This is a genomic window from Caballeronia sp. SBC1, assembly GCF_011493005.1.
In the GTDB taxonomy this organism is placed as follows: Bacteria; Pseudomonadota; Gammaproteobacteria; order Burkholderiales; family Burkholderiaceae; genus Caballeronia.
Map to the genome: position 1 here is coordinate 548,291 of NZ_CP049158.1, position 22,721 is coordinate 571,011.

The window sequence follows — 22,721 nt, forward strand, 5'->3', positions numbered from 1 at the left end:
TAAATGAACTCAAATCTCGCCGCATTGCTTGCTATCGCCCTTCCGGAATCTGATGTAGCCGGGTTAGTGCGATTGATGAACTTACCGGCCATGCTTGCCAATTCCACGCCAGGCAAGGTCATCCGTGCCGAACTGGCGCAGGCGACGAACATGGCGCTGTTCGCCGGCCTGCTCGAGCGCGTACCAACGGGCCGCGCTTATACGGACGACCTTCAGCACACGCAAACCCGCGTTCAGTTCGACCACGGCGCGCTGCGCACCGTGCGCTGGGCGCAATCCGGCGCCTTGCCGCCGGGCGAGGCGGCGTTCACGCGCATTCTGAAACCGCTGGGTTTTGTGCTGAACGGCACGTACCCGCTCGATCGCATCAAGATGACGGGGCGCTCGTACATGCACGCCGATGCCCCCGATGAAATCGCGCAGTATTTCGTGAGCGAACTGCATCCCGAGCGTTTCAGTCCCGAGTTCCAGCAAGCCGTAACGAACGTGATCGGCAAGAGTGTCGATCCGCTGACGCCGCAAGCGTTAGCGTCGCTGGCCGAACTGGAGCGGGACCGCTCGTTGCCGCTGGCTGCCGCCCTCGACCTGCTGCCGGTGCTCGTGCGTTGTTTTGAGCGTCAGCACCCGGTGCCGCGCCTGACGGACTATGAAACGCTGCGCGCGGAGTCGGCGGAAATGGCCTGGATCGCGACCGAAGGCAACGCGTTCAATCATGCGACCGACCGTGTGGAAGATGTCTTCGCCGTTGCCGATGCCCAGCGCACGCTCGGCCGTCCGATCAAGGACAGCGTTGAAATTTCGAAGTCGGGCCGCGTGCGCCAGACGGCGTTTCGCGCCGATCCCGTGCGCCGGGTTTTTATCGGCGCGGACGACGCGAGGATCGAGCGCGATGTGCCGGGCTCCTTCTACGAGTTCATCAGCCGCGACGCGGTCATGGACGAGGCCACCGGGCGAGCCAAGCTCGATCTCGGTTTCGATGCCGGCAATGCCACGGGCATCTTCAAGATGACGGCGGCCGCGTGAATTCCGCCGCCGATCTCTACGACTTCACGGAACCGTTCAAGGCGCCGCAAGGCTCGGCGATCCGCGAGCTTTTCAAATACCTTGGCCGGCCCGGGATGATTTCGTTCGCGGGCGGCTATCCGTCGAAGGATCTTTTCGACCGGGCGGGTATCGGCCAGGCGCTGGAAGACGCCTATTCGTCCGATCCGATTGCGTGCCTGCAATACGGCGACACAGCAGGATCGCCCGCTCTGCGCCGCGCGATCCTGCGTTTGATGAACGATCGGGGCGTGACGCGTGATGTGGATGACGTGATCGTGACCACGGGCTCGCAGCAGGGTCTCGACCTGCTGATCAAGATCCTGGTCGCACCAGGCGACGCTGTGCTGATTGACGAGCCGGCTTATCCTGCCGCGATCCAGGCGCTGCGGCTCGCGGGAGCAAGTCTGATCCCGGTGCGCACGGACGCGCAAGGTATCGATGTGGATGCTCTTACTGTCCAGCTCGAAGCGTTTGATCCGGCTACGCGCCCGAAGCTGCTCTACACGGTGCCCACCTTCGCGAACCCGACTGGCGCGACTTTGCCGGCGATCCGTCGTGAAGCGCTTGCGCGGCTCGCGATGCGGTTCCGTTTCGTGCTTGTCGAAGATGACCCCTACGGCGAACTGCGTTTCTCGGGTGAGCCGGTAAAGCCCATCGCCACATTCGCCGATGCCATTCCGGGCGCGAGCGACTGGGTTGTGTATTTCGGCAGCCTCTCGAAGATCGTGGCGCCGGGCTTGCGCATTGGCTGGTCGATTGCGCCGCCTGCCATCACGCGCCGCATGCTCGTTGCAAAACAGACGAGCGATCTCTGCACCTCGCCGCTCGCGCAGGAAACGGCGCGTCATTACCTGGAGCGCGGGCGCTTGGCTGACCATGTGCAGACCATCGCGCTGGCTTATCGCAAGCGTTGCGAGGCGTTATGCAGCGCACTGCGCCAGTTCGTTCCCGATGAGATCGAATATGTGATGCCCGAAGGCGGCATGTTTGTCTGGGCGCGATTGAAGGGCGGCCGTCATTCCGCCGATTTACTCAAGCGCGCGATCGAGCAGAACGTGATCTATGTTCCCGGACCGGCGTTTTACGCACGCGATCCTGACGAATCGAGTATGCGGCTTTCGTTCGCTGCTGCGCCGGGCGAGGCCGAAGTGTTCGAAGGCGTGCGACGGCTCAAGCTTGCGTTGGCGAGCCGGTAGACGCGGGTGTAGATCACGAGCAGCCCGTCACAGGCTCGCCAGATCCGGTGAAACGCGTTCTAATCGCATAACCTGAACGCAGATGAACGCTTGACGGGGCGCAGTTGGTTCCCCCAACGCACCAAGTCATGCCGATTAATCAATTGCAGCGGTTTTTTTAAGCCCTGAAACTCTGTTCCGACGAATGCATGTATTGACTCGTCGGAGCAGGTTGCAGAGCGGTACTGACGGACTGTGGCCCCCAGGCCGCGCCGCCGTGCCCGGCAGCCATCCGACATAGAGAGGAAGTGATGAAACTGAACGATATTCTTGGCGCACTCGGTGTAGACCTTGGCAAATGGAAGGGCGATGCCCTCACGGCGCGTTCACCGCTTGACGGCGCGACGCTGGCCGGACTGGCCGTAGATACTCCCGCCGATGCCGCTCGCAAGATCGACGCTGCTCACGCCGCTTTCCTCAAATGGCGCACCGTGCCTGCGCCGCAACGCGGCGAACTGGTACGCGTTTTCGGTAATGTGCTGCGCGAACACAAAGCCGCGCTCGGCAGCCTCGTCACGCTGGAAGCCGGCAAGGTCACGTCAGAAGGCCTGGGCGAAGTGCAGGAAATGATCGACATCTGCGACTTCGCCGTTGGCCTGTCGCGCCAGCTCTACGGCCTGACGATCGCCTCCGAGCGCCCGGGCCACCGGATGATGGAAACGTGGCATCCGCTGGGCGTGGTCGGTGTGATCTCTGCGTTCAATTTCCCGGTCGCGGTGTGGTCGTGGAATGCGGCGCTGGCGTTCGTGTGCGGTGACGCAGTGGTCTGGAAGCCATCGGAAAAGACGCCGTTGACGGCTATCGCCTGTCACGCGCTGTTCGAAAAGGCTTTGCGTGAATTCGACAAGACCCACCCGGGCGTCGCGCCTGAAGGCCTGAGCCAGTTGCTGCTCGGCGCACGCGATGTTGGCCAGGTGCTGACCGAGTCGCCGAAGGTGCCGCTGGTCAGCGCGACCGGCAGCGTGCGCATGGGGATTGAAGTGGCGCAAGTGCTGGCGAAGCGGTTGGGCCGCAGCATTCTCGAACTGGGCGGCAACAATGCAATGATCGTTGCGCCCAGCGCGGACCTCGATCTGGTCGTGCGCGGCGTGACCTTCTCGGCAGTTGGCACGGCGGGACAGCGTTGTACGACTTTGCGTCGCCTGATCGTGCATACCAGCGTGGTCGACCAATTGCTGCCGCGTCTGGAAAAAGCGTTTGGATCGGTGAAAGTGGGCAGCCCGCTCGAGTCAGATACGCTTGTTGGTCCGCTGATCGACCGTGCTGCGTTCGACGGAATGCAGAAGGCATTGGGCGATGCCCGCGAGCAAGGCGGCAATGTGAAGGGCGGCGAGCGCGTGGATGTAGGCGGTCACGCCGATGCTTACTACGTGCGTCCGGCATTCGTTCGCATGCCTGCACAAACGGCAGTGGTCGAACGCGAGACCTTCGCGCCGATCCTCTACGTGATGACCTACGACGACTTCGCCGAAGCGTTGCAACTGCAAAACGGCGTGCCGCAGGGTTTGTCGTCGGCGATCTTCACGAACGACATTCGCGAAGCCGAGCAGTTCATGTCGGCGGCGGGCAGCGATTGCGGCATTGTGAACGTGAACATTGGCACGAGCGGCGCTGAGATTGGCGGTGCGTTCGGCGGTGAAAAAGAAACCGGCGGCGGTCGCGAATCGGGTTCCGATGCGTGGAAGGGTTATATGCGCCGCGCAACCAACACGATCAACTACAGCCGTGAATTGCCGCTTGCGCAAGGCGTGAAATTCGACGTTTGATCTGACTTTGCAGTAGCGTTAAAACAAGAATCAAAACGAGACTAAACCTGGCGTCCCACCCCGACGCCAACTCCTTTCATCCGCTTGGGCGCACGCGAACCGCGGCGCGCCCAAGGGGACGTCAGGCCTCCGCGGTCATCCCCGGTTGCTGCGCTCGAACCTGTCTTGCATCTGTCCTTTGACGCGCTTCGCATAAGAAGCGCGTTCCGCCTGTCTACGTGCTGTTTTTGCGTCGCTTTGCGTAAATACCCCGCGTCCGTTCAACTGTTTTTCGCTAGACCCTGGAGGCCACCGTGTCGTTTCTCGTGCTGGACAAACTGACAAAAGCCTACGGCGACCTGCACGCCGTGAGCGACGTGAGTCTCTCGGTTGAAAAAGGCGAATTCGTTTCCCTGCTGGGTCCTTCGGGCTGCGGCAAGACCACGACGCTGCAAATGATCGCGGGTTTTATCGATGTAACGCGCGGGCGAATCTCGCTCGACGGCAAGGACATCACGCATGTCCGGCCGAACAAGCGCGGCCTGGGCGTGGTGTTCCAGAGCTACGCGCTGTTTCCGCATATGACGGTCGCGCAGAACGTTGGCTTCGGGCTCGAAATGCGCAGTGTCGGCAAGGCCGAATGTGCGGAGCGGATTCGCGAGACGCTGGCGCTTGTGCGGCTCGATAAGCTGGCGGCGCGGTATCCACGTGAACTCTCAGGCGGTCAGCGGCAACGGGTCGCTATTGCGCGTGCGCTGGTGATCCAGCCGCCGGTGCTGCTGCTCGACGAACCCATGTCCAACCTCGACGCCAAGCTGCGCGAAGAGATGCAGTTCGAATTGCGCGGGATTCAGCGCAAGGTCGGCACGACTACGGTAATGGTCACGCACGATCAGTCGGAGGCGCTGTCCATCAGCGACCGCGTGGTCGTGATGGAAGCAGGACGTGTGACGCAGGTTGACTCGCCGTATCGCGCCTATGAGCGGCCGGAGAATCGCTTTGTCTCGCAGTTCATCGGCAAGGCGAACATGCTGGCGGGCAAGGTGACCGAAGCGCGTCACAACGAAGTGCATGTGGATCTGGGGCATGAACTGACCGGTATTGCCTGCATTGAGGCAGGCACGGTGTGGCGCGAAGGCGATACGGTGACGTTATGCATCCGTCCGGAAAAACTGCACTTGTGCGCGGTGGGAACGGGGCGCTTGGCGGCGACTGTTACCAGCCGATTTTTCCTCGGCAGCCAATGGCTGTATCGATTGGATACCGCCGTGGGCGAAGTGCTGGTCTGCAGCCAGAACGAGGGCACCGAACCTGTGGCCGAAGGCGCGATCGTTGGCATCGACTGGCATCGCGATGCCGTACGCGTGCTTCAGGAAGCGAGCCATGGCTAGTACCATTGACTCGACGGAATCAAAAAATAGCGCCGCGGTGAGGAAAGACCGCGCGCCGTGGCACGCGTTCGTGCCGCCCTGGCTGATGAGCTTGCCTGCGTTCATCCTGTTCGCGGTCCTCGTGCTGACGCCGCTCGCAATGACCGTTGTGCTGACGTTTTATCGCTTCGATCCGGCCAGTGGTCCGATCGCCGCGTTCCAGTTCGGCAACTATGTTGAAGTGCTGACGGACAGCTACTATCAGGCCATTTTTGCGCGGACCTTCGGCATCGCGATCCTGACGACCCTGCTGTGCGTTGCGATCGGTGCGCCTGAAGCGTATGTGCTGTACCGCATGCGCGATCCGTGGCGCTCGATGTTCCTGCTCGTGATCCTCGCACCGTTGCTGGTGTCAGTCGTGGTCCGTGCGTTCGGCTGGAGCATGTTGCTCAACACGGGCGGTATCGTGAACCAGTTCTTCGGCCTCTTCGGGCTGGGTCCGTACAAGCTGGAGTACACCACCTTCGCGATCGTGATTGCGCTCGTTCACGTCATGCTGCCGTTCATGGTGATTCCCGTCTGGACCTCTCTGCAGAAGCTCGATCCGCAGGTTGAAAACGCAGCGCTTTCGCTGATGGCGTCACCGACAACCACGTTGCGGCGCATCGTGTTACCGCAGATCGCGCCCGGCATCCTGTCGGGCAGCTTGATGGTGTTCGGCTTGTCGGCGAGCGCGTTTGCCATTCCCGGCCTGCTCGGCGGCCGTCGCCTGAAAGTAGCGGCCACCGCTGTCTACGATGAATTTCTCGGGTCGCTCAACTGGCCGCTCGGCGCGACGATCGCGATCCTGTTGCTGATCGCGAACCTCGTGATCATGATCACGTATTACCGGGTTCTGGAGCGTCGTTACTCCAGAAGCCTCGGTTAAGGTTAAGGAGACCGCTGCCATGCGAAAGAACGGCCTCGTTGCCCTGAGTTTTCACACGCTCGTGATCTTGTTCGTGCTGGCGCCGCTCGTGATCATCGTGCTGGTTGCGTTCACGCCGGACCAGACCTTGACGCTGCCCACGCACGGCTTTTCGTTGCGCTGGTTCCGCGCGATTCTCGACTACCCGGATTTCATCTCGGCATTTTTCAACAGTATCAAGCTGGCGTTTGCGTCGGCCACGCTGTCGCTCGCATTGGCGTTGCCGGCGGCGCTTGCTATCGGACGTGAACGTTTTCCGGGGCGCGAATTCCTCAATGGTTTGTTCCTCTCACCGCTGGTGATTCCAAGCCTCGTGCTTGGCATTGCGTTCCTTCGGTTCTTCGCGATGATCGGCGCAACTGGCACGTTCACGTGGCTCGTCGCGGCGCACATGATCATCATCACGCCGTTTGTGATGCGGCTGGTGCTCGCCTCGGTGAGCGGCATGGATCGCAGTATCGAGCATGCGGCGCAGTCGTTGGGAGCGGATCGATGGACGTCGTTTCGACGCATCGTGCTGCCGATGATCCTGCCTGGCATCACGGGCGGCTGGCTGCTTGCTTTCATCAACAGCTTCGATGAACTAACCATGTCGATCTTCGTGACCTCGCCAAAAACCATTACGTTGCCGGTGCGCATGTACATGTACGCGACGGAATCGATTGACCCGATGATGGCGTCCGTATCCGCGCTCGTGATCTTCATTACGGCCGGGGCGATGATCGTGCTCGACCGCGTGTATGGACTGAACCGGATCCTGATCGGGTCACATTGATCGGGTCACATTGATCGATAAGCATTGATTCGCCCGGCGCCTACGACTTTTATCTATTCAATGACGAACCTTCCCAGCGCAACATCGACCGGCCAGTCGCATACCGCGGCCGATGCCGCACCGCAATTCGTGCGTCTTGCGGAAGCGCATCGCAAGCAGGTGACGCTGACGCTGGACGGTGCCGCTATCACGGCCATGACAGGCGATACGGTATTAAGCGCCATCCTGCTGCACACACGGCGGGTGCGTGACACCGAGTTCAGCGGTGAACCGCGTGCGGGATTCTGTCTCATGGGCGCGTGTCAGGACTGCTGGGTGCAACTGGAAGAGGGCACAAGGATCAGGGCGTGCTCGACCTTCGTGAAGGAAGGCATGCGCGTGCTGACCCGGCCTGCGGGAGCGAGCGGAACGTGAGTACGACGATTGATAAAAACAGCATGCGTCGGGTCGTTATTGTCGGGGCGGGACCGGCCGGTGTGAGGGCGGCTGAGACGCTGGTGGCGGCGGGCATTGTGCCGGTCGTGATCGATGAAGCGCCGCGTGCCGGTGGGCAGATATATAGGCAGCCGCCAGCGGATGCGGGTTTCGCCCGCAGCAAACGCACGTTGTATGGCATGGAAGCAGGCAAGGCCGACGCGGTGCATACGACCATGGCTGGGTTGCTTTCGAAGATCGACTATCGGCCAGACACGCTGGTGTGGGGATGCGGCGCCGCGCGGCTCGACACGCTGCATGCTGGACGTCAGCGCGCAGTGCCTTATTCGCATTTGCTGATAGCGACCGGCGCGACCGACCGCGTGCTGCCGTTTCCGGGCTGGACGCTGCCGGGTGTCTATACCCTCGGCGCGGCGCAGATTGCGCTGAAATCGCAGGGCTGCGCGATTGGGCGTCGCGTGGTGTTCGCGGGAACGGGGCCGTTGCTTTACCTCGTGGCGTATCAATACGCCAAGGCGGGCGCGCAGGTGGAGGCGGTGCTCGATACCAATCCGTTCGCGCGCCAGTTCGCCGCGACGCCGCGTTTGTTGCGGCAGCCGTCGACCTTTGCGAAGGGTCTCTATTACGTTGGTTGGCTGGCGGCGCGTGGCGTTCGTATCGAGCGTGGCGTGACGCTTGTGCGCGCGGCGGGCGATAAAGCCGTGCAGGCCATGACCTATCGCGATGGCAATGGCGAGCAAGAGCTGACCATCCCCTGCGATGCGGTCGGGTTTGGTTATGGCCTGCGTTCCGAAACGCAGCTTGCGGACCTGGCAGGTTGCCGCTTCCGCTTCGATGAGCTTAATCGCGCGTGGTTGCCGGAGCGCGATCCGGCCGGTCGCAGTTCGGTGCCGGGCGTTTATCTTGCCGGCGATGGCGCGGGTATCGCGGGTGCGGATGCGGCGGAACTGGCTGGCCGTCGCGCGGCGCTGGCGATGCTGGAAGACCTCGGGCATCGCGCCTGGAACGCTAACGTTCAGGCTCAGGCAGCGAAGCTGGACCGGCGACTGGCGAACATCGCCGCATTTCGTGTTGGGCTGGAGCAGGCGTTTGCGCCGCCCCTCGATTGCGCGTCGCACTGGCCGGACGATATGACGGTGTGCCGTTGCGAGGAGATCGATGCCGGCACGCTGCGCCGCTGCATTCGTGCGGGCGAAGCGAGTGAGGTCAATAGGCTGAAGGCGCTCACACGCGTGGGCATGGGTCGTTGCCAGGGGCGCATGTGCGGCGCCGCAGCGGCGGAATTGCTGAGCGTGGAGACGGGCAAACCCATCGCTGAGGTCGGGCGTTTGCGTGGACAGGCGCCGATCAAACCCGTGCCTTTATCGATATCGATGATGGACGAAGGCTCGCAAGCGGATCATCTGTCGGCCATGCCGGAGCACGCACGCGATGACTGAGACTTTGCGCTTTGACGTGCTGGTGGTGGGCGGCGGTTTGGTAGGGTCATCGACGGCCTTGATGCTTGCAAAGCGCGGTCTGAAGGTCGGGCTTTTCGAGCGCCGTTATTGCGGCGCGCAGGCGAGCGGCGTGAACTACGGCGGCGTGCGCCGTCAGGGGCGGCCGGCCGAGCAATTACCGCTGGCAGTGCGTGCACGATCGATCTGGGACCGGCTGCCGGAACTCGTGGGCACGGATGGAGAGTTCGTTGTTTCGGGGCATTTGCGGCTGGCTCGCAGCGTTGCCGATCTGGCGGCGCTTGAAGCGTATGCGCAGCTTGCCAACCCGTTCGGCCTTGATTTGCAGTTGATGAGCGGACCTACGTTCAGGCGTCGTTACCCGTGGCTGGGGGCGGCTGCGGTGGGTGGCTCGTTGTGTCCTGGTGACGGTCACGCAAATCCGCGCGTGGTGTCGCCCGCGTTTGCGCGCGCGGCGCGTGCCGCTGGTGCTGATGTTCGCGAGCAGACCGCGGTGACGAACATCGTGCGTGCGGGGGAACGGTTTGTTGTGGAGGCGCGGCATGATTCGGGCGCTGCGATCGAGGTTCAGAGCGACTGGCTGATCAATGCGGCTGGCGCGTGGGGCAACACGGTGGCCGGGTATTTTGGCGAGACCATTCCAATGGAGCCGATCTATCCGAACATGTGGGTGACTGAGCCGCTGCCGTATTTCATCGATCACAATCTTGGGGTCTATGGCGGTGGTATTTATGCCCGTCAGGTGGCGCGCGGTAATGTAGTGATTGGTGGTGGTCGTGGGTTGGGCGATGGTGAGTATGCGCAGCCGCTCACGGAGACTACGCAGACGGTAATGAGGGCGGCGTGCGCGCTTTTACCCGCGTTGAAAGAGGCGTTGTTATTGCGGACCTGGACAGGTGTGGAAGGCAGTACACCTGACGATAACCCAGTGATCGGCTTTAGCCGGACCACGCCGCGACTGCTGCATGCGTTTGGATTTTCGGGTGGGGGTTTCTTGCTTGCGCCGGGGGTTGGGGAGGTGCTTTCCGACCTGGTTGTAGAGGGCGCGACGAGCACGCTTATCGATGCATTTTCTATCGAGAGATTTGCCTGAACGACCCCAAAAAAGTGCGAACAAAATCTGGCAGGACCACCTCTAAAGGAGATCAGTAAATGAAAGCGTTTCATACAGTAGCCAGTGTGGGCATAGCTGCCTTGTGCGCAGCAGCCCTCTCCACGTCCGCGCAAGCCGAAGACAAAACCATATACATTGGCATGAACGGCGGCCCGATGGAAAAGGCCTACACGAGCGAGGTCCTGCCCGAATTCGAAAAGGCCAACAACGTAAAAGTGGTTGTGGTGCCCGGCACATCATCAGACATTCTCGCCAAGCTCCTCGCGAACAAAGCCAAACCACAAATCCACGTAGTGTTCCTCGACGATGGCGTGATGGCACGCGCAGTCAGCATGGGCGTCTGCCAAAAACTCGACGACAGCCCCGAACTCAAGCAGCTCTATCCGTTCGCTCGCATGAAGGGCGACATCGGAGCGGGCGTGCAGCTCGGCATGACCGGCATTGCGTACAACACGAAACTCTTTGCGGCAAATGGCTGGGCGCCGCCAACGTCGTGGCTCGATTTCGCTGATCCGAAATACAAGGACAAAGTGGTGTTCCAGTCGGCCTCGAGCAGCACGTTCGGCCTGCATGGCTTCCTGATGATCAACCGGCTTGAGGGTGGCTCAGAGAAGAACGTCGAACCTGGCTTCACGAAATGGCAAAGCACCGTGGGCCGGAACGTGATCGAGTACATCCCGAACTCGGCGAAGATCTCAGAGATGGTCCAGACCGGTCAAGCCGGCCTGTTCCCGCTCACGCCGACTGCAGTGGGTGACCTGCAGGCAAAGGGAATTCCCGTCGCCTACGTGAACCCCAAGGAAGGTCCGGTGCTGCTGCTCGTCGATGAATGTGTGGTCGCGAACAACCCCGATCCGGTCCTCGCGCAAAAGCTCGCGGCGTTCATGATCTCGGCATCTGCACAAAGCAAGGCAGCGAGCGCCGGCCGCCAGATCCCGACCAACCGCCAGGCGACCATGCCCGACTCGATGCAGAAGCAACTGGGCAACCTCGATGACCTCGTGAAGAAGGTCAACGTGGTTGATTGGGATGTGATCAACGCAAATCGTCCGCAATGGGACGCGCGCTGGAATCGTCAGGTCGAACGGTAATCTGAAGCGGGATTAAAAAACGGGCGTTGTCAGGGGAGCCCTGACAACGCCCGTTTTACGTTTACGCGTCAATCAGCGTCTGACGGTCCTCTCTTACTCCTGCGAATTGATGATGACCTTCGACACCGCATGCTCCTGCAAGCCCCATTTCTTCAGGATCTTTGCGTAGGTGCCGTCGGCGATCAGCTTGCCGAATGCCTGGCTCAGCGCATCGTTTAAAGCCGGGCTGTTTTTCGCCATGCCAATAGCCGTGTATTGCGACAAAAACGGTTGGCCGATCGGCGCGTACGCGTCTTTCTCAAGCGTGTTCTGATAAGGAAGCGTCTCACCGCCTTGCACAGCAGCGTCGATGCGCCCCTGACGCAACTGCAAGCGGGCATCGGCTGAACCATCAGTACCCACCACAATAACAGCCGGCTTCCCTGCCTTGACGCAGTGCTCGTCGCTCCACGTCTTGATGTCGTCGGGCCACGACGTACGGCGGCTCGCGCCTACATGCTTTCCACACACTGTTTCGATCGATTTGAACTCGCCACTGCGCGCCTTCAGCGTATAAAACTGCGGCCCGGACTTGATGTAGTCAAGAAAGTTGACTGCCTCGCGGCGCGTCGGCAAGTCCGTCATACCCGACAGGATCACATCCACGCGGTGCGTGGTCAGCGCGCTCATCATCTGGTCGAAGTTGGTCTCTTCCCACTTCAGTTTCACACCCATCTTTGCGGCCAGCGCCACGCCGAGATCGACGTCGAAGCCGGTCAGTTCATCGGTTGCCGGGTCCTTGTATTCGAACGGCGGATAGTTCGGCACGATAGCGGCGGTGAGCGTGCCGTTGCCCGCCACGGGCGTCTGGGCATGAGCCAACGATGCGGCAAGCGAAACTGCGCCAAACGCGAGGCTGACAAGGGTGCGCCGGAATAAGGAATCGATCATAAAAAGTCGCCTGGACATGAGGTTGACGGAAGGTTTAAAAGCGGGTTTGCAAGCCGTTGCCACGCGCGCCCGTCACTCTAGGAAAGGACGGCCGAAATGAACTCTTGAGTCCGCTGTTGTTGCGGTCGCGACAGCACCTGTTCGGGCGAGCCGCTTTCGACCACTTTGCCCTGGTCCATGAAGACCACGCGGTTCGCCACTTCGCGCGCGAAACCGAGTTCGTGCGTGACAACGATCATTGTCATGCCGCTCTTGGCCAGGTCGCGCATCACGCTCAGTACTTCGCCTACCAGCTCGGGGTCGAGGGCGGAGGTGGGTTCGTCGAAGAGCATGAGTTGAGGATGCATGGCAAGCGCCCGTGCAATGGCAACCCGTTGTTGCTGGCCACCCGACAACTCGACCGGAAACGCATCGCACTTGTGACCGAGCCCGACCCGAGTCAGCAACGCGCGCGCCTCTTCAACTGCCTCGGACTTTTTTTTCTTCAATACTTGAACCGGCCCTTCGATCACATTTTCCAGCGCCGTCATGTGCGGGAAAAGATTGAAGCGCTGGAACACCATGCCGGTTGCAAGACGTTGCCGCGCCATCTGCTTTTCAGACAGCGGATAAAGCTTGTTCTCGACACGCCGGTATCCGACCAGTTCGTCATTGACCCATAGCGCGCCGCCGGTAATGGTTTCGAGCTGGTTGATACAGCGCAGGAAGGTGCTTTTGCCCGAGCCAGATGGTCCGATGATGCACAGCACTTCGCCTTTCGCGACGTCGAGGTTGATGCCGTGCAGGGCCTGGAACTCGCCATAGGACTTGCGCAGGTCGACCGCTTTGACTAGTGGGTTCATGGTTGCCTGGGTTCGCGGTTGAGTGAAGTTACCGCTTCGCTGATGGGCGGCCCGCGCCGCGCGCGAAGCGCAGTTCGACCCGCGACTGCAGCAGGGAAAGAACCGTGACAATGACCAGATACCAGGCGCCCGCTACCATCAGCAATTCGATCACACGAGCATTCGCATAGTAGATGTTCTCGGCGCTGTGCAGCATCTCCGCGTACTGGATCACGCTTGCCAGCGAGGTCAGCTTCACCATGCCGATCAGTTCGTTGCCAATAGGCGGCACGATCACGCGCATGGCTTGCGGCAGGATCACTCGGCGCAGCGCCTGGAGTCTCGGCATGCCGATGGACTTCGCGGCTTCGTACTGGCCAGTGTCCACCGAGAGCAACCCCGCGCGCACGACTTCCGATGTGTAGGCACCCTGATTAATTCCCAGTCCGAGCAGGGCGGCGAGAAATGGCGTCATGATGTCGACCGTGCGAAATTCGAACAGGCCGGGAATGCCCATGACCGGAAACACCAGCGCGAGGTTGAACCACAACAACAATTGCAGGATCACCGGCGTGCCGCGAAACAGCCATACATAGCCGTGCGCGACTGCTTGCATGACCGGGTTGGTCGAGAGCCGCATGATCGCGACGATCACCCCAAGCACGATGCCCAGCGCCATCGCGAGGATCGTCATGACGATGGTATTAACGAGGCCGGTGAGAATTGACTTGGCCGTCAGGAAACGCCCGACGACAACCCAGTCGATCTGCCCGCGTGCGAATGCCACGACAACATACGCAATGATCGCAAGGATCACGACCGAGGCGAGATAACGCCCGTAATAGCGTCGCGGTACGTGCTCGAAGTGCGAGATATCAGTGAAGCTGTCGGCGTTGCCGGATGCCCCTGCACGGTCATTCGATGCGCTCAGCATGAAGGTCCCTTGTAGTAAGCCGCCCACGCGACCTGTTCTTCAATAGCGCTGCGCAGGCGCGCGATCTGTTCGGCCACGCGTGCCGGCGCCGTGCCGCCGTAACCGCTGCGCGCCGCGACGGCAGCGTCCAGCGTGACATGATCGAGGACGCCGGGTTCAAGTCTCGCATCCACCGCTGCGAGCGTTGCCACCGACACGTCGCCCAGTTCAATGCCCTGCTGTTCGCAGGCCCGCACCAGCGCGCCAGTGATCTCGTGCGCTTCGCTGAACGGCACGCCGCGCAGCGCGAGCCAGTCCGCGACTTCGGTGGCGAGCGTAAACCCGAGCGGCGCCTGGCGGCGCATTTCATCCACGTTCACGTGCATGGTGCGGATCATACCGGCCATGGCGGGCAGCACAAGTTCGAGTGTATCGATACTGTCGAATGCCGCGATCTTGTCTTCCGCGAGATCGCGGTTATAAGCGAGCGGCAGCGACTTGAGCGTGGCGAGCAAGCCGCTCAGGTTGCCGATCAATCGGCCTGCCTTGCCACGTGTCAGCTCGGCGATATCCGAGTTTTTCTTCTGCGGCATGATCGAGCTGCCGGTCGCATACGCGTCGTCGAGTTCGACCCAGCGAAACTGCCGCGAGGTCCACAGGATCACTTCTTCCGAGAGCCGCGACAGGTTGACCGCGAGCATGCTCGTGATGAACGTGAACTCGGCAACGTGGTCGCGCGAAGCGACGGCGTCGATGGAGTTCTCGCACGGGCCGTCGTAGCCGAGTTCTAGCGCGGACAGATCGGCCCGCAAGCAGATTGCCGATCCCGCCAGCGCCGCTGCACCCAGTGGCGAACGCGCGCTGCGGCGATCCCAGTCCACCAGCCGATCGACATCGCGATAAATCGACTGCGCATGCGCCAGCAACTGATGTGCGAACACGATCGGCTGTGCCGGCTGCAAATGCGTGAAGCCGGCGGTCACGGTTTGCACGTGCGCCTCGGCCTGTTCAACCAGCGCGTGCTGCAATTCGATCACGGCCAATGCCAGCTTGCGAGCCTTGTCGCGCAGATATAAACGCAGGTCGTTTGCCGCTTGATCGTTGCGTGAGCGGCCCGCGCGCAACTTCCCGCCGATCGCCTTGAGCCGCTGCGTCAGTTCACGCTCGAGGAAGGTATGGACATCTTCGTCGGCAAGGATAGGGGCGAGCTCGCCCGCAACGAACTCGGTCTCTATTTGCTGCATTGCATCGAGCAGTTGCGCAAGCTCGTCGGCGGTGAGGATGCCGGCTCGCTTCAGTTCGTTTGCATGGGCGCGCGAACCGGCGAGATCGTAAGGCGCAAGACGGAAGAAGCTGGGGTCCGAACGGGACAAGTTTTCCAGCGCCAGCGAGGGCCCTGATTTGAAGCGGCCGCCCCAGAGGCGTTCGGTTGCGTCAGTCGTGTTCATGCGTTTGCCTGGAAGTGTTTCGGAGTGACGCTTAGCTTAAGCAATCAAATTTTTTGCTTGTAGAGAGAATTAAATTAACCTTAAATCAAATTTTTCTCAGTATCTTCCGTTTCTTCATTTGCTCCGGGTTTACGTATGCGCCATCGGTTGCCCCCGCTCAATCCCCTTCGTGCGTTCGAAGCAACGGCGCGCCATGGGACGGTTGCGAGCGCGGCCGAGGAGCTCAACGTCACGGCAAGCGCGGTCAGCCATCAGGTGCGCGTGCTGGAGAGCACCCTGGGCGTGGCGTTGTTCATCCGCTCCAAGGCGCGGGTGAAACTGACACCCGCCGGCGAGGCGCTGCTGCAACCGGTCAAGAATGCGTTCGACATGATCGCAACAGCAGTGGTCAGATTGGAATCGCCCGTCATTGCGGGGGATCTGGTGGTGTCTGCCCCGCTGTTGTTCACCTCGCGATGGCTGGCGCGGCATATAGGGGACTTCCTCGAGCAGTTCCCCGCAGTCAACTTAAAACTGATCCCGTCCAACACCGACAAGGAAATCTACTCCTCCGATGTCGACCTCTGCGTCCGATACGGCGAGGGCCGCTGGCGTGATCGCGATGTCAAGCTCATCACGCATCCGGTCCTGTTCCCGGTGGTGAGCCCGGCATTGATGAACGGGCCTCGCGCGATTCGCACCGTGCAGGACCTGGCGAACCGGACCTTGTTCTGCGAGCACGCCGAATCGTGGATGCGATGGTTGGCAGAGGCTTCGGCTGACAAACTCGAAGGTTTGCGTATTCTTGAAATTGGCGTTGCGCATGTGGGTATCGAGGCTGCAGTGCGGGGGCAGGGAGTAGCATTGGGCGATAGCTTTTCCGCCCGGGACGATCTTGCCGATGGCACGCTTGTTCGGCCGTTTCGTATCACGGTGCCGGCCAAGCACGCGTACTACTGGGTGCGCCGGCACGAGCTGACGGAGTCGCCGCTGGTGGCCGCTTTTGTGTCGTGGGTGGACGCGAAACTATCGTGAAGTCTCCCGCGTGTATCGAGGTTGTATCGAGTATGAAAGGGAGTCCGATTACGCGAAAACGTTTGCCGCTGGAAAATCAGCTGAAAGATCCGTTTCCTGACATTTCTGCCATTTTGGCGCCATCTAGGCGTTGGCACCTGCCCGTTAAGATCGGGGCGTGAGTTGCCTATCGGTGGCCTGTTGGCTGCATGAAAGGCCGCACGGCTTCGGGCCGCACTCGATCCGGCTCGTCGTGTGCAAGCATTGCCTGATGGCTTTGCCTGGACGGCGTCGTGGCTGCATTCCAGCGGTTCATTTTTCTTTCCTGCTTTTTTCGAGCGCGCCTCAATGTGGATCGTCAACGTTGCGCTAAAGCGGCCCTACACGTTTATCGTGATGGCCATCCTGATCCTGTTGGCGACGCCGTTTGCGCTCCTGACAACGCCGGTCGACGTCCTGCCGGACATCAACATCCCCGTCGTCAGCATCATCTGGAATTACACGGGCCTGTCAGCCGAGGACATGGCCAACCGTATTACGCAGGTCAATGAGCGCAGCCTGACCACGACCGTCAACGACATCGAGCACATTGAGTCGCAATCGCTGCCCGGTATCGCGATCCTGAAGATATTTCTTCAACCCACTGCGAATATCCAGACCGCTATTGCCCAGACGGTAGCGGTCGAGCAGGCTCAGTTGAAGCAGATGCCGCCGGGCGCCACGCCGCCGCTCGTGATCAGTTATTCGGCCTCGAGTATCCCGGTGATCCAACTGGGATTGTCCAGTACCACGCTGTCCGAGCAGGACCTGAACGATACCGCCTTGAACTTTCTGCGACCGCAACTGGTGACCATTCCCGGTGCGGCCGTGCCTTATCCGTACGGCGGCAAAAGCCGGCTGGTTTCGGTCGATCTGGATACACGCGCGCTGCTGGCGAAGGGCCTCACGCCCTCGGACGTGGTGAGTGCCTTCAACGCACAGAACCTGATCCTGCCGACCGGCACGGCCAAGATCGGGATGAAGGAATACACGATCAACATGAATGGTTCGCCGGCCACCATTGCCGCGCTGAACGACATTCCGGTGCGCACGCTCAACGGTGCGACCACCTACCTGAGAGAAGTCGCCCATGTGCGCGACGGGTTCTCTCCGCAGACGAATATCGTGCGTCAGAACGGTCATCGCGGCGTCCTGATCTCGATACTCAAAAGCGGCAGCGCGTCTACTCTGTCCATCGTCAATTCTCTTTACGCGCTGTTGCCGAGTGCGCGGGCCTCGTTGCCGCCGGACCTCGTCATCACGCCGCTTTTCGATCAGTCGGTGTTCGTCAAGGCAGCCGTGCAGGGCGTGATTCGCGAAGCGCTGATCGCCGCCGCACTGACGGCCGCGATGATCCTGCTGTTCCTCGGCAACTGGCGCAGCACCTGCATTATCGCGGTCTCCATTCCGTTGTCGATCCTCTCGTCATTGCTGGTGCTGCATGCGCTCGGGCAGACCATCAACATCATGACGCTGGGGGGGCTCGCGCTGGCGGTGGGTATTTTGGTGGACGATGCCACGGTGACCATCGAGAACATCGAGCGGCACCTGCACATGGGTACGGACCTGCACGAGGCCATTCTTGAAGGGGCCGGCGAAATCGCGGTTCCTGCACTCGTCTCCACGCTGTGTATCTGTATTGTGTTCGTGCCCATGTTCTTCCTGACGGGCGTGGCGAAATTCCTGTTCGTGCCGCTCGCCGAGGCCGTGGTGTTCGCGATGCTGGCGTCGTACATCCTGTCGCGTACGCTGGTGCCAACACTCGCAATGCTGCTGATGGGCCATGCGCACAAGCCGAAGAACGGTTCGAAGCCGAATCTGTTCATGCGTCTGTATCACCGTTTCGATGCGGGCTTCGAGCGCATGCGCGCCACCTACATCGTGATCCTGAGCACGCTGCTCGTGCGGCGCCGGATGTTCGCAACGATGTTTCTCTGCTTTTGCGTGCTGTCGGTGGGATTGGTGTTCGTGCTTGGCGAGGACTTCTTCCCGACGGTCGACGCCGGCGATATTCGCCTGCATATGCGTGCGCCAACGGGTACGCGGATCGAGGAAACCGCGCGGCTGGCTGATCACGTTGAAGACGTGGTGCGGCAGGTCGTGCCCGCGGCTCAGCTCAACACAATCCTGGATAACCTCGGCTTGCCGTATAGCGGCATCAACTTGTCGTACAGCAACGCGGGCACGATCGGTACGCTCGACGGCGAGATCCAGGTGGCGTTGAAGCCGGACCACGAGCCCACGCAGAACTTCGTGGACAAGTTGCGTGCCGTACTTCCGCAGCGCTTTCCGGGCGTCGAATTTTTCTTCCAGCCTGCGGACATCGTGACGCAGATCCTGAACTTCGGTCTGCCGGCCGCTATCGACGTGCAGATTTCCGGCGCCAACCAGCAGGGTAATTTCGCAGTCGCGGCGAAGCTGATGAAATCGATCCGCCAGATTCCCGGCACGGTGGACACACACATCCAGCAGAAGCTCGACGAACCCGCGCTCAACCTGCAGATGGACCGCACCCGGCTCCAGCAGCTCAACCTGACGGCGAGCAACGTCGCGCAGAACGTGCTGATTTCGCTGTCGGGCAGCTCGCAGACATCGCCGGGTTTCTGGTTCAACAACAAGAACGGCGTTGAATATCAGGTCGCGGTGCAGACGCCTCAGTACCAGGTGTCATCGATCGACGAATTGCTGCGCACGCCGGTTTCCGGCAGCGCCACCGGGCCCACGCAACTGCTCGGCAACCTTGTGCAGGTCACGCCGCAAAACCAGTTCGCGGTGGTGACGCACTACAACATCCGCCCGGTCATCGACGTGTTCGTGAGCGTGGAAGGGCGTGACCTCGGCAGCATTGCGCGGCAGGTCGACAAGCTCGTGGACCAGGCCCGCGCAACCCTGCCGCGCGGCAGCCAGATCATCGTGCGCGGCCAGGTCGCGACCATGCGATCGTCGTTCTTTGGGCTGGGTGTCGGCGTGGCAATGGCGATCGTGCTGGTGTACCTGCTGATCGTGGTGAATTTCCAGTCGTGGGTTGACCCGCTGATCATTGTCAGCGCGTTGCCGGCGGCGCTTGCCGGCATCGTCTGGATGCTGTTCCTCACCGGCACGCACCTGAGCGTTCCGGCGCTCACCGGCGCCATCATGACGATGGGTGTCGCGACCGCGAACAGTATCCTGATGGTGTCCTTCGCGCGCCAGCGGTTGCAAGCCGGCGCACCGCCGCTCACTGCAGCGCTGGAAGCCGGCGCGAGCCGTATCCGGCCGGTGCTGATGACGGCGTTTGCCATGATCATCGGCATGATTCCGATGGCGCTCGGTCTCGGCGAAGGCGCCGAACAGAACGCGCCGCTCGGGCGGGCGGTGATCGGCGGATTGCTGTTTGCTACTGTATCCACACTCTTTTTCGTGCCGCTCGTGTTTGCGGGTATTCACAGCCGGCTGGCCCGGCGGCGTGATCGTTTGGCGGGTGACGGCGACGATCATGGCGGCGGCAACTCAGGCCACCCCGGCCGCCCCGGCCACGATGGCCCGGGTCATGGCGCCGGCGAGCATGCTCCAAGTTAAATATGGCTGACTGATATGACAGAAAAAACTCATGCTTCACTGGCGATCCCTGCAAGGGACACCGAGAGCGGCCACGCACTACCGCCTCGCGGCCGTGAATGGAAACGCGCGAAGATCGCGATCATCGTGGTGCTGGTCCTGCTCGTACTGGGCGCCGGGCGCACGGTGGTGTCGGACGTGATGCAAAGCCACTCGGTGGCCGCGACCTCGCAGCAAAACGCGAAGGTGTATGTGAACGTCGTCTCGCCCAAGCAAGCTGCGGGCGGCGGTGACACGTTGCTGCCGGGCACGTTGCGCGGCTACGTGGAGTCGCCTATCTACGCGCGCGCCACGGGTTATCTGCTGCACTGGTATGCAGATATTGGCACGCGGGTGAAGCAAGGCCAGTTGCTCGCTGATCTCGATACCCCTGAGATCGATCAGGAACTCGCGCAGGCGGTGGCGCAACGGGACCAGGCGTCGTCCAGTCTCGTGCTCGCGAAGAGCTCGTTCGAGCGCTGGCAGCAGTTGCGCCAACGCGATGCGGTGTCTCAACAGGAACTCGATGAACGCCAGAGCACGTACACGCAGGACGTCGCGAATCTTGCGGCAGCGAACGCCAACGTTCAGCGCCTGAAGCAGCTTGAATCGTTCAAGCGCATCGTCGCTCCGTTCGCAGGCGTGGTGACGCAGCGCAACGTGGACGTGGGCGATTTGATCGATGCCGGCAGCGGTGCAAGCCGGGCGCTCTTCGCGCTGGCGCAGTCGGACCCGCTCAGAGTCTATGTGCAGCTTCCGCAGGCTTATGCGCAGAACGTGAAGCAAGGGCAGGATGTCATCGTCACGCAGGCGGAATTGCCGGGCCAGCAGTTCCACGGCTCGATTGCCAATATCTCCGGCGCAATCGATGTCCCGACCCGTTCGCTGCAGATCGAAGTGCGCCTGCCCAATCCGGATAACAAGCTGCGCCCGGGTGCGTATGTACAGGTAGCGCTGCCGGCTACCGTGCGGGCACCTTTGCTGGTGCCGGGCAATGCGCTGCTGTTTCGCTCGGAAGGGCCGCGGGTTGCGGTGGTCGACCAGAACGGCAAGGTCGACCTGCGCAAGATCGTGATTGCGCAGGACCTGGGACCGTCGCTGGAGATTGAAAGCGGCATTGAAGCAACCGACAAGATCATCATCAATCCGAGCGATTCGATTGCGGACGGCGACCATGTCCTGATCGCGCCGCAGCAGCCTGCCAAGAAGGGGACGTCGTGAAGCGCGCGCGCCAGTGGCCGGTTCAGCGGCCGGTTCAGCGGCCGACTCTGCCGGCACGGCTCAAGACGCTGCTGGCCAGTACGACCGTGGTGGCGTCCGGAGCGGTTCTGCTGTCCGCTTGCACGGTTGGGCCGGACTACAAGCAGCCTCACGCCGATGCACCGCCCGCGTGGCATACCGACTCGTACTGGCGTCTCGCCGAGCCGTCGCACGCGCCGCTGGCTCCGGAGTGGTGGACCAGTTTCGGCGATGAATCGTTGAACGGCTTCGAACAGCAAGCGCTTGCGCAGAACCAGACGCTCGCCGCCGCCAGCGCGCATTACGCGCAGGCACGTGCAACGCTCGCGAACAACAAGGCGCAGCAGGTGCCCGAGGTCGATCTGGGCGCCAACGGGTCGCGCTTCCGGATATCGCAGAACCGGCCGCTGACCAACTACGCCACGCCGACCCAGTCGACGGTGCAGAACAACATCCAGCTCGGTCCCACTATCAACTACGACACCGACCTGTTTGGCCGGATTCGCCGCGAAGTGGAAGGTGCGACAGCATCCGCCGAACAATCACGCGACGATCTCGCCAACGCGCGGCTCGTGCTGACCACGGACCTGGCGAGCGACTACTTTTCAATGCGCGAACTCGATGCCGAGATCGACGTGCTGAACCGTTCAGTTGTCCTGCAGCAGAAGGCGCTGGATTACGTGACCACGGAACATGACCTCGGTTCAGTATCCGGGCTTGACGTGCTGCAGCAGAAATCCGAACTCGACTCTACAAAGGTCCAGGCTCGCTTGCTGCTCAACCAGCGCGCCCAGTTCGAGCATGCGATTGCTGCGCTGATCGGTGTTCCCGCACCGCAGTTCGCCATTGAGCCGAAGGTGATCGATACCGCTGTGCCCGCGATTCCGCTCGGACTGCCGAGCGATCTGCTGCAGCGGCGCCCTGACATTGCGTCGGCAGAACGCGCGATGGCTGCTGCAAACGCGCAGATCGGCGTGGCGAAAGCCGCGTTTTTCCCGAGCCTTTCGCTGATGCCTGGCATCGGCTGGGAAAGCACGCAGTTCGCCAGCTTGTTGAGCGCACCGACGCTGATGTGGACACTGGGTGCAACGCTCTCGCAAGTCGTCTTCGATGGCGGCCGGCGTGCCGCCAATGTCGACTTTGCGAGTGCGGGGTACCAGGCGGCTGAGGCGAACTATCGCCAGACGGTGCTCAATGCGTTCCAGCAGGTGCAGGACGGCGTGACCGGGTTGTCGGTGCTCGACGCGGCATCGAAGGAGTCGCAGGAGGCCGTCACTGACGCGCGGCGTTTGCTCTCGCTTGCCAACGATCGTTATTCGGGCGGCCTGGTTGCCTTCCTCGATGTGATCACTGCCCAGCAGTCGCTGCTCACGAGCGAGCGCCAGGACGTGCAGATTCACGGCCAGCAATGGACGATGTCGGTGTCGCTGGTGAAAGCGTTGGGGGGCGGCTGGGATGTGACCACGGCAGCACCGGAGAAAACGGCGGCAACCAACACCAGCCCGCCGGACTGATTTGACACGCGAGTG

The 22,721-nt window shown here is 61.5% G+C and carries 18 protein-coding genes; 14 read left to right on the forward strand and 4 right to left on the reverse strand.

Features of this window, described 5'->3' with window-relative positions:
• The first annotated feature begins 75 nt into the window (after positions 1-75).
• The 10 genes from SBC1_RS29420 (at position 76) to SBC1_RS29465 (ending at position 11,233) form a co-directional block, all read left to right on the forward strand.
• Positions 76-1,023, forward strand: coding sequence for a DUF1338 domain-containing protein (locus SBC1_RS29420; protein ID WP_370469710.1), 948 nt, complete (start codon positions 76-78; stop codon positions 1,021-1,023).
• Positions 1,020-2,240, forward strand: a complete 1,221-nt coding sequence (locus tag SBC1_RS29425) for a PLP-dependent aminotransferase family protein (protein WP_165103209.1) — start codon at positions 1,020-1,022, stop codon at positions 2,238-2,240. The genes SBC1_RS29420 and SBC1_RS29425 overlap by 4 nt, the downstream gene beginning before the upstream one ends.
• 290 nt (positions 2,241-2,530) lie before the next feature.
• Positions 2,531-4,045, forward strand: coding sequence for an aldehyde dehydrogenase family protein (locus SBC1_RS29430; protein ID WP_165103213.1), 1,515 nt, complete (start codon positions 2,531-2,533; stop codon positions 4,043-4,045).
• A 293-nt stretch (positions 4,046-4,338) separates the two neighbouring features.
• On the forward strand, positions 4,339-5,415 hold the full coding sequence (locus tag SBC1_RS29435) for an ABC transporter ATP-binding protein (protein ID WP_165103216.1): 1,077 nt from the start codon (positions 4,339-4,341) through the stop codon (positions 5,413-5,415).
• Entirely contained in the window at positions 5,408-6,322 is a 915-nt protein-coding gene (locus tag SBC1_RS29440) for an ABC transporter permease (RefSeq protein ID WP_165103219.1), read from the forward strand. The genes SBC1_RS29435 and SBC1_RS29440 overlap by 8 nt, the downstream gene beginning before the upstream one ends.
• A 19-nt stretch (positions 6,323-6,341) precedes the next feature.
• Positions 6,342-7,136 (forward strand): ABC transporter permease, encoded by a 795-nt coding sequence (locus SBC1_RS29445; RefSeq protein WP_165103222.1) that lies wholly within the window; start codon positions 6,342-6,344, stop codon positions 7,134-7,136.
• Between the two features lie 60 nt (positions 7,137-7,196).
• Positions 7,197-7,550 (forward strand): (2Fe-2S)-binding protein, encoded by a 354-nt coding sequence (locus SBC1_RS29450; protein ID WP_165103226.1) that lies wholly within the window; start codon positions 7,197-7,199, stop codon positions 7,548-7,550.
• A gap of 23 nt (positions 7,551-7,573) precedes the next feature.
• A complete protein-coding gene (locus SBC1_RS29455) occupies positions 7,574-9,010 on the forward strand; it encodes an NAD(P)/FAD-dependent oxidoreductase (protein ID WP_165104881.1) in 1,437 nt (478 codons plus the stop codon).
• The gene (locus tag SBC1_RS29460; RefSeq protein WP_165103229.1) at positions 9,003-10,121 is read left to right on the forward strand and encodes an FAD-binding oxidoreductase; all 1,119 of its coding nucleotides are present in this window, start codon (positions 9,003-9,005) and stop codon (positions 10,119-10,121) included. The genes SBC1_RS29455 and SBC1_RS29460 overlap by 8 nt, the downstream gene beginning before the upstream one ends.
• Before the next feature lie 59 nt (positions 10,122-10,180).
• Positions 10,181-11,233 (forward strand): ABC transporter substrate-binding protein, encoded by a 1,053-nt coding sequence (locus SBC1_RS29465; RefSeq protein ID WP_165103233.1) that lies wholly within the window; start codon positions 10,181-10,183, stop codon positions 11,231-11,233.
• A gap of 93 nt (positions 11,234-11,326) precedes the next feature.
• On the opposite strand, the gene SBC1_RS29470 is transcribed toward SBC1_RS29465, so the two are convergent.
• From SBC1_RS29470 to argH, 4 genes are all read right to left on the reverse strand, one after another.
• On the reverse strand, positions 11,327-12,163 hold the full coding sequence (locus SBC1_RS29470) for an ABC transporter substrate-binding protein (protein WP_165103236.1): 837 nt from the start codon (positions 12,161-12,163) through the stop codon (positions 11,327-11,329).
• 77 nt (positions 12,164-12,240) lie between these two features.
• Positions 12,241-13,005: an amino acid ABC transporter ATP-binding protein gene (locus SBC1_RS29475; protein ID WP_165103240.1), complete on the reverse strand. Its 765-nt coding sequence runs from the start codon at positions 13,003-13,005 to the stop codon at positions 12,241-12,243.
• A gap of 28 nt (positions 13,006-13,033) precedes the next feature.
• On the reverse strand, positions 13,034-13,918 hold the full coding sequence (locus SBC1_RS29480) for an amino acid ABC transporter permease (protein ID WP_165103243.1): 885 nt from the start codon (positions 13,916-13,918) through the stop codon (positions 13,034-13,036).
• Positions 13,912-15,345 carry an argininosuccinate lyase gene (gene argH / locus SBC1_RS29485; RefSeq protein WP_165103246.1) on the reverse strand — a complete coding sequence of 478 codons (1,434 nt, stop codon included), beginning with the start codon at positions 15,343-15,345 and terminating at the stop codon, positions 13,912-13,914. Before argH ends, SBC1_RS29480 begins: the two co-directional genes overlap by 7 nt.
• A 135-nt stretch (positions 15,346-15,480) precedes the next feature.
• Here argH and SBC1_RS29490 point away from each other — a divergent pair, with 135 nt between their 5' ends.
• The 4 genes from SBC1_RS29490 to SBC1_RS29505 all read left to right on the forward strand — a co-directional run bounded on the left by SBC1_RS29490 (position 15,481) and on the right by SBC1_RS29505 (position 22,706).
• Positions 15,481-16,359 carry a LysR substrate-binding domain-containing protein gene (locus SBC1_RS29490; RefSeq protein WP_165103250.1) on the forward strand — a complete coding sequence of 293 codons (879 nt, stop codon included), beginning with the start codon at positions 15,481-15,483 and terminating at the stop codon, positions 16,357-16,359.
• 327 nt (positions 16,360-16,686) lie between these two features.
• Positions 16,687-19,935 carry an efflux RND transporter permease subunit gene (locus SBC1_RS29495; RefSeq protein WP_165103254.1) on the forward strand — a complete coding sequence of 1,083 codons (3,249 nt, stop codon included), beginning with the start codon at positions 16,687-16,689 and terminating at the stop codon, positions 19,933-19,935.
• Between the two features lie 15 nt (positions 19,936-19,950).
• The gene (locus SBC1_RS29500; RefSeq protein WP_165103258.1) at positions 19,951-21,174 is read left to right on the forward strand and encodes an efflux RND transporter periplasmic adaptor subunit; all 1,224 of its coding nucleotides are present in this window, start codon (positions 19,951-19,953) and stop codon (positions 21,172-21,174) included.
• A 68-nt stretch (positions 21,175-21,242) separates the two neighbouring features.
• Complete coding sequence (locus SBC1_RS29505; protein ID WP_241202406.1) at positions 21,243-22,706, forward strand: efflux transporter outer membrane subunit; 1,464 nt, start codon at positions 21,243-21,245, stop codon at positions 22,704-22,706.
• Positions 22,707-22,721: the final 15 nt, after the last annotated feature.